An 8736-nucleotide genomic window follows, 5' to 3' on the forward strand; every position below is an offset into this window, starting at 1 on the left:
GCGTATCGTGTTGGTGACGACAGTCAACGGTGCGCGATATCGTCGAAGGGTCATGTCGGGAGAGGGGACCGCCAATGCCCGTATTCTCGCTCGATCCCGCACAGACCGCCTGGTGTGCCGAGCTGCGCGCCCTGGCCGCCGACCGGCTGCGCCCGCTCGTGGAGAAGGCGGAGGAGGTTGAACCGGGGCACGTCAACCGCCCCCTGGTCGCCGAGCTCGGCCGACTCGGCCTCCTGGAGCGGCTGTTCACGTCGGGTGCCCTGGACCTCTGTCTGATGCGGGAGTCGCTCGCGTATGCCTGCACGGAGGCGGAGACGGCCCTCGCCCTTCAGGGGCTGGGCGCCCACCCGGTCCATGCGTACGGCACACCCGCTCAGCGGGACCGCTGGCTGCCCCGGGTGAGCGAGGGGAGTGCGGTCGCCGCGTTCGCGTTGAGCGAGCCGGGGGCCGGGTCGGACGCGGCGGCGCTGTCGCTGACCGCCCGTACCGCCGGCCCCGGCCGCTGGCGGCTCACCGGCGAGAAGTGCTGGATCTCCAACGCCCCCGAGGCCGACTTCTACACCGTGTTCGCGCGCACCACCGCCGAGGCAGGCGCCCGAGGCGTGACCGCCTTCCTGGTGCCCGCCGACCGTCCCGGCCTCACCGGGAGGGCCCTCGACATGCTCTCGCCGCACCCCATCGGCGCCCTCGACTTCGACGCCGTACCCGTCACGGCGGACGATGTGCTCGGTGACGTCGACCGCGGGTTCCGGGTCGCCATGGGAACCCTCAATCTGTTCCGCCCGAGCGTCGGCGCCTTCGCGGTCGGCATGGCGCAGGCGGCGCTGGACGCGACGCTCGCGCACACCGCCCGACGGGACGCGTTCGGCGGCAAGTTGAGGGATCTGCAGACCGTCGCCCACCAGGTGGCCGAGATGGCGCTGCGCACCGAAGCGGCCCGTCTCATGGTGTACGCGGCCGCGGCGGCGTACGACGAGAACGCCCCCGGCGTCCCGAAGCGCGCGGCGATGGCGAAGCTGCTCGCCACCGAGACCGCACAGTACGTCGTCGACCAGGCCGTCCAGCTGCACGGCGCCCGTGCCCTGTGCCGCGGCCACCTCCTGGAACACCTCTACCGCGAGGTGCGCGCCCCCCGCATCTACGAGGGCGCGAGCGAGGTGCAACGCGGCATCATCGCCAAGGAGTTGTACACGGAGTCGTACGCCGACGTGGAGGCACCCGAGTGAGCACCGAGCGCGTCAACCCGCCCGACCTCTCCCCGCCCGCCGGCTTCTCCCATGCCGTCGTCGCGACCGGCACCCGCGTCGTCTTCCTGGCCGGCCAGACCGCCCTCGACGCCGACGGCAAGGTCACCGGCGACACCCTCACCGCCCAGTTCGAGCGGGCCCTCACCAACCTCCTGAGCGCCCTGCGCGCGGCGGGCGGCACCCCCGCGGACCTCGCCCGCGTCACGGTCTACGCCACAGATGTCGCCGCCTACCGCGCTCACGCCCACGAACTGGGGTGTCTCTGGCGGGAGTTGGCGGGCCGTGACTACCCGGCGATGGCGGTCGTGCAGGTCGTACGCCTGTGGGACGAGGAGGCGATGGTGGAACTCGACGGGTTCGCCGTACTGCCCTAGTAGCGCAAGCCGTGTCCGATCAGGCGGCGACGGCCATTCGTTCCGCCGGCGCCCGGTGCGGCGCGACGGCCCTGCCGTCGGGCGTCAGCTCGCCGCTGTCGTCGAACACGATCGCGCCGTCGCACCGCAGGCTCCAGCCCTGCTCGGGGTGGGCGGCGACGACGTGCACGGCGCTGCCGTCGAAGGAGCTGCCGTCGAAGGAAGGGCACGAAGACTGGTGGGAACACATGGCGCACCTCCACGTCGGTCGGGACCGTCCGCCGGTCCCTGTGGACAGACCATGCTCCCGCCGCGAACTCATCGGAACGGCCGGGCGTGAAGCGTGACAACACGCGGACAACACCAGGACGGTCCCAGGACCGTCGGTGCGGACTCGCCACCGAGTGGGTGACGGTCACGGCCGGGGACGCGCCCTCCGGGTACCAGTGGAAGCCCCACCTACAGGAGGTTTCCCATGCCCAAGCGCCCCGCCCTGGCTCTCGCCGCCGGTGCCGCCCTGCTCCTGCTCGCCGCTCCCGCCGTGTCGGCGGCCGCGGCGCCGTACAGGGCCGCGGATCTGGAAGAGACGGTGACCGTCGACCCGACAGGCCAGATCTCCGCGGACGGCACCGTCACCCTCACCGGCACCTACCGCTGCACGGGCGGCGGGGGCGCGGCCTTCGTCAGCTCCTCCGTGAGCACCACGAAATCCTCCGCGACCCACGGCACCTCGACCCTGGTCCAGGGCATCGGTGGCACGGTCGCAGTGTGCGACGGTGCGACACACCGCTGGGAGAACACGAGCAGACCGTCGCCGGCCATCGGCCCCGGCAAGGTCAGTGTCGAGGCCACGGTCGCGGAACTCCGCTTCGAGGGCATCCTGCCGCTGCCCCGCATCCACGCCGACGAGCGGCACGAGGTCACCCTGACCAAGGCCTGACCGCCGCCTGTGTGCGCCGCCGGACCCGGCGGCGCACACGCGTCCGGCACTCTACGGATGGGTCGCGCAACGGCAAGATACTGCGTGACACGGTCATGACCGACGTCGGTCAGGCCTACTCAACCGGCTCCGGAAAGCGAAGTGATCATGGCGGACGTCAAGGTGACGTACGACGGGCAGGCGAACGCGGCGTACATCTCCTTCGCCGAACCGGGATCGGAGCCTGCGGTCGCGCGCATGTATCCCTGCGATCCCGTCGAGGTGGGCGGCATGATCAACCTCGACCTCGACGAGGACGGCCGACTGACCGGTGCAGAGGTGATGGCGGCTCGTTCGAAGGTGCCCCGGTATCTGCTCGACAACGCGGAGCGGCCGGACACGGATACCGGATGAACCATCGACGATCGACCTGAAGGCGGTGCAGCCGTCCTCCCGCCACGCCCGCGGCCACGCAGGTCGGAGGCGGTGCGGCGGCACCCGTCCTTCAGATGTCCCGGAAGAGACCAGTGAACGCGGTGACCTGCCGCGATGGGTGGCTGATGGTCGTTGACCTGAGCGAATGACCTTTCATCTGTTTCACGTTCGGGCCAGTTGATGGGGCCGGAAGTCAGAAAAGTCCCAGAGGGCTCCCACTGCTGAGGGATGCCCTTTCGGCTCCATACGCCAATCGTGCTGTGACCGGGATGGTCCACCGTGATCGGAAGGCGGCTCGCGGGACGAGCGCACGCGCAACGGCTGGTATTACTGGGGGATGCAGGAAGAGACGGCACGCTCCGCGATCGACACGTTCATCTCCGCGTTCAACGCCTCGGACGACGGCTATGTGACTGCCCTGCTCTCCCAGGCCCTGACCTCAGACGTGGTCTTCTGGGGGCCGTTGGGTCGCAGCGAAGGAATCGCGGAGGTCGAGCGGTTCGTGCTGGACATCCGGCGCCACCCGGCGGGGACCGGCACGATGGTGCGCTGCTCAGCGGTGGACATGCCTGACGAGTGGGCCCGGTACCAGTGGGTCTTCACCACGCCGGATGGAGGCCCCCGCCTGGCGGGAACGGACGTCGTCCATCTGCGGCGGAGCCTCATCGACCAGGTCATCGTCTTTGCGGGGGAGATCGGGCCATCCGCCTTCTGAGTCGTCCTTCTGCCGCTGTCCTTCTCGTGAACTTGTCCCTTCCGGCATTCCGGGGCTGCGGTTCGCGGTCGGTCAGGCCGCGGCGTCGAGGGGGCGTCCGCCCCAGCGGATGCCCTTCTCACTGCGGATGCGGGCGCGTTCCGTGCATTGGGCGGCAAGTACGTCGGGGCGGCGGGCGTCGGCGTTGCGCCAGCGCGGGTAGCGGTGCAGGGCCCGGGTTTGCGCGGGGTGGCTGCGGTGGTGGGAGTTGGCCAGGGTGAACTGCCGCAGCGGCCCGAAGCGGGTCTCGATCCGGTTGGCCCAGGATGCGTAGGTCGCCCGTCGCCGGATCAGGCGGGTTCCGGTCCCCGCGGCCGGTGTGGCACTGAGGAGTCCTGGTCCGGGCAGCAGTGCGCCCGCCGGTCGTATGCCATCTGGTGCGCCCGGATCTGGTCTGTGTTGGCGACGGTCCAGGCGTGCAACCGGTTGAACGGTTCCCTCAGAGATTCGCCGAGTGGAGTGAGGGAGTACTCGACCCCGACCGGTGAGGTCGGCAGCACTCGGCGTGTGATCATCCCGTTGCGCTCCAGGCGACGAAGGGTCTGGGTCAGGACCCGGTGGGTCACGCCGTCGATGTGGCGCTTGATCTCATTGAACCGCCTCGGCTCGTCCAGGACCGCCATGACGGTCATCGACCACTTGTCGCTGATCTGGTCGATGATGGCGCGGCAGGTGCTGTCGGGGCTGTAGGCGGGGCGTTCGGTGGTCATGGTCCCCCCTCGATATCCATGGGGCGCAGCAGCCGCCTTGAGACGGAGATGAATCATCTCGGGCTGCGCGTAGTGCGCATGATGCACCCTGGTCAGGTGGCGCATGTGATGTGTTCATGATGTTGTCCAGACAAAAAGGTGTCAATAAGGGGTGGCACCCCAGGTGACAGGGCCCGGCGGGTGCGCACGGGTCACGCGACGGCCGGCAGTTCGTCGGGCAGAGCGAACAGCAGGTCGTACAGCGGCCGGCCGGTACCGTGCCAGATGGACAGCGCGTAGACACTGATCGGGAAGTGGACCCAGCGCGGCGGCGCCCACACCGTGCCGCGCACGATGCTCCCCTGGTTGCCGGTGTCGAGGCTCGACGGCACGTCCCCGGAAGCGACGAGCAGGTCCCAGCCCCGCCTCGGGACGGCGAAGTCCGTCTCGGAGAGCTCCCCGTGCAGACTCGCGCGCAGGATCGTCGTCGTCGCGATGTCAAGGGTCAGCGCACCGTCGACCAGGACGCGGTCGACCTCGAACCCGGTGCCGGCCAGCCAGGTGCACAGGTGGTCGACCGCCGCGTCGAGCAGGTCCGCGGTGGCACGCCCGGTGCGCACGGCGCGGCACAACAACGCCTGGTAGTGCACCTCTTCGGGCACGATGGCCCGGTTGCCCATGACCGTCTTCAGCATCGCCATGTCCAGGGAGGACGGGTCCCGGTAGACGGCGGAGACATCGCGCGCCACGGCACGCATGAACGGGTCGGCACAGTCGTCCAGCAGGAACGACCACAGCTGCCGGCACAGGTCGACCATGCGGACGCCCGTGGTCGTATGGAGGACGCGGAGAGCGCAGCGCAGCAGGATCTTCTGGAACAGCGTCATGGACACCCTGAACTCCATGCCCCGCACCCACTCGTCGGCGGTCATGCACCCGTGCTCCACGACCACGTCGGCGACGAGTTCGGGATTGGTGATGTCGGCGGGCATCCAGCGCGTCCTCAACGCGTGTTCGTCCCGGAAGGAGTCGCGCGAGTACTCGGTGTTGTTCAGCAGCAGCAACGGATAGATCACCGGAGATCCGCCCGCGGTCAGCACCTCCTCGATGCCGTTGAGGTACTTGTCGAACGTCTCCCCGGGCAGGCCCCAGATGAGATCGGTGTAGGTGGGTACGTCGAGTTCGCGGAAGCGGGACAGCAGCCGGCGGTAGTGGTCGGTGCGGATGTTGGCGCGGTTGGCGATCTTCAGCACGTCCGCGTCGAAGGACTGCGCGGACAGTGTGATCGCACCGGTCAGGTCGGCGGCGTGCAGCATGCTCGCGATCTCCACGATGCGCTCGTTGCCGTTCTTCGCCCAGTTGGTGCTGACGATCAGCCGCTTGCCGTACCGCCGGCTGAGTTCCACGATGTGCTCGGCGATCTGCCGGTCGCGGCCGAGGATGCCGAAGTTCGCGTCCGCGATGAACAGCGTCGCGTCCTGGGGCATCAGCCGGATCAGCCGGTCCAGCTCGGCGAAGATCCGCTCCAGGTCGAATTGGCGGACCTTGGAGTTGGTCGCGCCTCCCCAATAGCAGAAGGCGCACCCGTACGGGCAGCCCCGGTTGGTCTCGTAGACGATCATGGACGAGCCGGTGATCTCCTCGTCCGAGTACACGGGGGTGAGAATCGGCGAGACGACCTGGTCGAGGTCGGTGATGCGGTCCGCGTCCGGGTTGGTGACGACGGCGCCGTCGCGCCAGTGGCTGATGCCGGGGATCGCGGCGAGCTCCCCGTCGGTCAGGAAGGCGTGCAGCAGGTCGCGGAAGCGCAGTTCGCCCTCGCCGTGCACCAGCACGTCCAGCCAGGGCGCCTCGGCGAACAGCGGCTCCTGCTGGTAGCTGACATCGTTGCCGCCGACGACGACGCGGCAGTCCGGCCAGCGCTCCTTCACCTGGCGGGCCAGCTCCAGGGACTGGGCGCGGTTCCAGAAGAACACCGTCAGTGCGACGACGAACGGCTCGTCCCAGGTGTCGAGCAGTTCCTTCGTCGCCTGCTCCCCGCCGCTCTGCTCGCGCACGCTGATCCGGAAGTCGCATGCCGCGTCGAGTACGGGGTCGGCGATCGCGGCCGCCTTGAGGTAGCCGAGGGTGACGCTGTACCGGACCCCCTGCATCGCGGTGAACTCGACGAGTTGGACGGGTTTCCGCCCGTCGGGCACCGGCGGCTGCGCCCCGGTATGGGCGACGTCGTTCGTCTCGATGGCGGAGGTCATAGTCACATCCAAATAAATCGAGCAAGACGAATATTTCGGACGCCCAAGCGACCCTCGCGCGCCCGTTGAGACCGCACACAACACAACATCGACTGCACGAGCCCGAGGCGCGGCTTCGTGCATGAGGAGGAAGGAGTCGTCCCCGCCGGTCCGCCCCGTCCGGCCGGCCCGCCCGCACCGCCGCCCGGCCGGGTTGTGGTCGGTCGTTCCGGTGCGGGGCGCATCGGCTCCGCTTTGCGTTGCCGTTCCCTCGATGCAAGGCCACGGTCAATGGCCGCCAATTGCCGCCAACATTTCCAGTGGCGCGCATTGACGTCAATAACGCACCCCAGGCACCGTAAGTATCCCCGAGGATACCCGGCCAGATTTGAGCTTTATTTGAGCTTCGTAAAAATGCGGGAGCGTAATTGACGGCCCCCGTGCCCCCATGTAGCGTCAGCGCCGAAACACCTGGTGGCGTGCCGACCGGCCCCAGTGTTCGAGCAGTGAACCTCCAGAATTCATCCGGCGGATATATGGAGTGTGGTATCGGTGCGCTTCGGGCTTTCTTTTCTTCCTGACTGTACGCCGGAGATGAAATCTCCGCAGACCTATTTCAGTGATGCGCTTGACTTGTCGGTCCAGGCGGAGGCGGGTGGCCTTGATTCGGTCAAGATGACCGAGCACTATCTCCATCACTACGGCGGTTACTGCCCCAGCCCGCTGGGTTTCCTGTCCGCGGTGGCCGCTCGGACGAGCTCGGTCAGGTTGATCACCGGATGCGTCCTGCCGGTCTTCCACCATCCGATCCAGTTGGCGGCGGAAGCCGCGCAGGTGGACGCGATCAGCGGTGGCCGGCTCGACGTCGGGTTCGCCCGGGCGTACCTGCCGGACGAGTTCGACGCGCTGGGTGTGGAGATGGACGAGAGCGTCGACCGATTCCGCGAGACGATCCGGGCGGTGCGGCGGATCTGGACCGAGGAGAAGGTCAGCGAGCAGACGCCGTTCTTCTCCTACCGCGACGTGACCGGACTGCCGCGGCCCACCCAGCAGCCGCACCCGCCGATGTGGGGTGCCGCGGTGCGCACACCGGACAGCTTCACCTGGCTGGGCACGGAGGGGCTCGGGCTGCTGATCACGCCGATGATCTCGCCGCACGAGTTCCGCGCCCAGCTGACCCTCTACCGCGACGCCTTCCAGGCGGCGCACGGTGATTCGGAACTGCGGCCCCGGGTCTCGGCCAGCCTGCCGCTGGTGGTCGCCGAGACCGACGAGCGCGCGGCCGAGATCGCGGAGACCTACCTGCGTCGTTACCTCGACGTATGGGCGGAAGCGGTGAGCCCCTGGGACAGGCGGCAGTCTTCGGCCTACCGCGGCTACTCCGGGTTCGGCTGGATGCTGCGCGGCATGCAGCCCAAGAACCTCTACACCGAAGGCGGTGCGATCGTCGGATCGCCGGCCACGGTCATCGACCGCATCCGCGCCTTCAACGAGGACATCGGCGGCGTCGACCAGATCCTGTGGCAGGTCGATTTCGGCGCGATGCCGCTCCCCGAAGCTCGGCAGACCCTGGAGCTCTTCTGCGACCGGGTTCTGCCGGAGGTGAAAGCACTCTGACCGTCGGTGCCGGTCCCGATCGGGACCGCATCGGCCGTACGCCGGAAGGAGGTGAAAGACATGGAGGGATTCGACGAGCTGGTGCTGGATGACAGCGCCTTCGAGCTGGTGGACCTGGGCGAGGTGGTGCCCGAGTCGGTGACGGCCGGCTACGGCCTCACGGAGCTGTCCGCTTCCGGCGGCGCCAGCAGCTGCTGCTGCTGCTGCCCCTGCTGCTCCTGCACCTGATCCGGGGCCTGCCCCGGCACATGTGCTCCGCACGAGACAGGCGAAGGAGGTGAAAGACATGGAGGACTTCGACAGCCTGGTGCTGGATGACAGCGCTTTCGAGCTGGTGGACCTGGGCGAGGTGGTGCCCGCGTCGGTGACGGCCGGTTACGGCCTGACGGAGCTGTCCGCGTCAAAGGGCCAGAGCAGCTGCTGCTGCTGTTGCCCGTGCTGCTCCTGCACCTGATCGGGCGCTGAATTCTCGGCACATGTGCTCTAGCCGG

11 protein-coding genes and 1 pseudogene are annotated in these 8736 nt (G+C 68.6%); 8 read left to right on the plus strand and 4 right to left on the minus strand.

The annotated features are described in order from the left end of the window. Nucleotides 1-74 precede the first annotated feature (74 nt). Both LJ657_RS04670 and LJ657_RS04675 read left to right on the plus strand, forming a co-directional pair. Nucleotides 75-1226 carry an acyl-CoA dehydrogenase family protein gene (locus tag LJ657_RS04670; RefSeq protein WP_232646927.1) on the plus strand — a complete coding sequence of 384 codons (1152 nt, stop codon included), beginning with the start codon at nt 75-77 and terminating at the stop codon, nt 1224-1226. Then, nucleotides 1223-1621: a RidA family protein gene (locus tag LJ657_RS04675; RefSeq protein WP_232646928.1), complete on the plus strand. Its 399-nt coding sequence runs from the start codon at nt 1223-1225 to the stop codon at nt 1619-1621. Before LJ657_RS04670 ends, LJ657_RS04675 begins: the two co-directional genes overlap by 4 nt. A 19-nt stretch (nt 1622-1640) precedes the next feature. Here LJ657_RS04675 and LJ657_RS04680 read toward each other — a convergent pair whose 3' ends face one another. Next, a complete protein-coding gene (locus tag LJ657_RS04680) occupies nt 1641-1850 on the minus strand; it encodes a DUF5999 family protein (protein WP_232646929.1) in 210 nt (69 codons plus the stop codon). A gap of 225 nt (nt 1851-2075) precedes the next feature. Here LJ657_RS04680 and LJ657_RS04685 point away from each other — a divergent pair, with 225 nt between their 5' ends. From LJ657_RS04685 to LJ657_RS04695, 3 genes are all read left to right on the plus strand, one after another. After that, nucleotides 2076-2540, plus strand: a complete 465-nt coding sequence (locus tag LJ657_RS04685) for a DUF6299 family protein (protein WP_232646930.1) — start codon at nt 2076-2078, stop codon at nt 2538-2540. Nucleotides 2541-2687: 147 nt separating this feature from the next. Then, on the plus strand, nt 2688-2933 hold the full coding sequence (locus tag LJ657_RS04690) for a DUF2283 domain-containing protein (RefSeq protein ID WP_232646931.1): 246 nt from the start codon (nt 2688-2690) through the stop codon (nt 2931-2933). A gap of 358 nt (nt 2934-3291) precedes the next feature. Further along, a complete protein-coding gene (locus tag LJ657_RS04695) occupies nt 3292-3669 on the plus strand; it encodes a nuclear transport factor 2 family protein (RefSeq protein ID WP_232646932.1) in 378 nt (125 codons plus the stop codon). Between the two features lie 72 nt (nt 3670-3741). Here LJ657_RS04695 and LJ657_RS04700 read toward each other — a convergent pair. From LJ657_RS04700 to LJ657_RS04710, 3 genes and pseudogenes are all read right to left on the minus strand, one after another. After that, nucleotides 3742-3984, minus strand: a pseudogene (locus LJ657_RS04700) (IS630 family transposase); the annotation flags it as partial. Between the two features lie 14 nt (nt 3985-3998). Then, on the minus strand, nt 3999-4418 hold the full coding sequence (locus LJ657_RS04705) for a winged helix-turn-helix transcriptional regulator (protein WP_232646933.1): 420 nt from the start codon (nt 4416-4418) through the stop codon (nt 3999-4001). A 191-nt stretch (nt 4419-4609) separates the two neighbouring features. Beyond that, nucleotides 4610-6649, minus strand: a complete 2040-nt coding sequence (locus LJ657_RS04710; protein ID WP_232646934.1) for a radical SAM protein — start codon at nt 6647-6649, stop codon at nt 4610-4612. A 531-nt stretch (nt 6650-7180) separates the two neighbouring features. On the opposite strand from LJ657_RS04710, the gene LJ657_RS04715 reads away from it, so the two are divergent. The 3 genes from LJ657_RS04715 to LJ657_RS04725 are packed head-to-tail and all read left to right on the plus strand — an operon-like array spanning nt 7181 to nt 8699. Beyond that, nucleotides 7181-8245, plus strand: coding sequence for an LLM class flavin-dependent oxidoreductase (locus LJ657_RS04715; protein ID WP_232646935.1), 1065 nt, complete (start codon nt 7181-7183; stop codon nt 8243-8245). Between the two features lie 60 nt (nt 8246-8305). Then, complete coding sequence (locus tag LJ657_RS04720; RefSeq protein WP_232646936.1) at nt 8306-8473, plus strand: thiomuracin/GE37468 family thiazolyl RiPP peptide; 168 nt, start codon at nt 8306-8308, stop codon at nt 8471-8473. Nucleotides 8474-8531: 58 nt separating this feature from the next. Continuing rightward, on the plus strand, nt 8532-8699 hold the full coding sequence (locus LJ657_RS04725; RefSeq protein WP_232646937.1) for a thiomuracin/GE37468 family thiazolyl RiPP peptide: 168 nt from the start codon (nt 8532-8534) through the stop codon (nt 8697-8699). Nucleotides 8700-8736 lie beyond the last annotated feature (37 nt).

Source organism: Streptomyces guryensis (assembly GCF_021261325.1).
Lineage (GTDB): Bacteria > Actinomycetota > Actinomycetes > Streptomycetales > Streptomycetaceae > Streptomyces > Streptomyces guryensis.

Coding starts and splice junctions, on each gene's coding strand:
- LJ657_RS04680 (WP_232646929.1), bottom strand. CDS start 1,850: ATGTGTTCCCACCAGTCTTCGTGCCCTTCCTTCGACGGCAGCTCCTTC.
- LJ657_RS04725 (WP_232646937.1), top strand. CDS start 8,532: ATGGAGGACTTCGACAGCCTGGTGCTGGATGACAGCGCTTTCGAGCTG.
- LJ657_RS04670 (WP_232646927.1), top strand. CDS start 75: ATGCCCGTATTCTCGCTCGATCCCGCACAGACCGCCTGGTGTGCCGAG.
- LJ657_RS04705 (WP_232646933.1), bottom strand. CDS start 4,418: ATGACCACCGAACGCCCCGCCTACAGCCCCGACAGCACCTGCCGCGCC.
- LJ657_RS04720 (WP_232646936.1), top strand. CDS start 8,306: ATGGAGGGATTCGACGAGCTGGTGCTGGATGACAGCGCCTTCGAGCTG.
- LJ657_RS04695 (WP_232646932.1), top strand. CDS start 3,292: ATGCAGGAAGAGACGGCACGCTCCGCGATCGACACGTTCATCTCCGCG.
- LJ657_RS04690 (WP_232646931.1), top strand. CDS start 2,688: ATGGCGGACGTCAAGGTGACGTACGACGGGCAGGCGAACGCGGCGTAC.
- LJ657_RS04685 (WP_232646930.1), top strand. CDS start 2,076: ATGCCCAAGCGCCCCGCCCTGGCTCTCGCCGCCGGTGCCGCCCTGCTC.
- LJ657_RS04710 (WP_232646934.1), bottom strand. CDS start 6,649: ATGACCTCCGCCATCGAGACGAACGACGTCGCCCATACCGGGGCGCAG.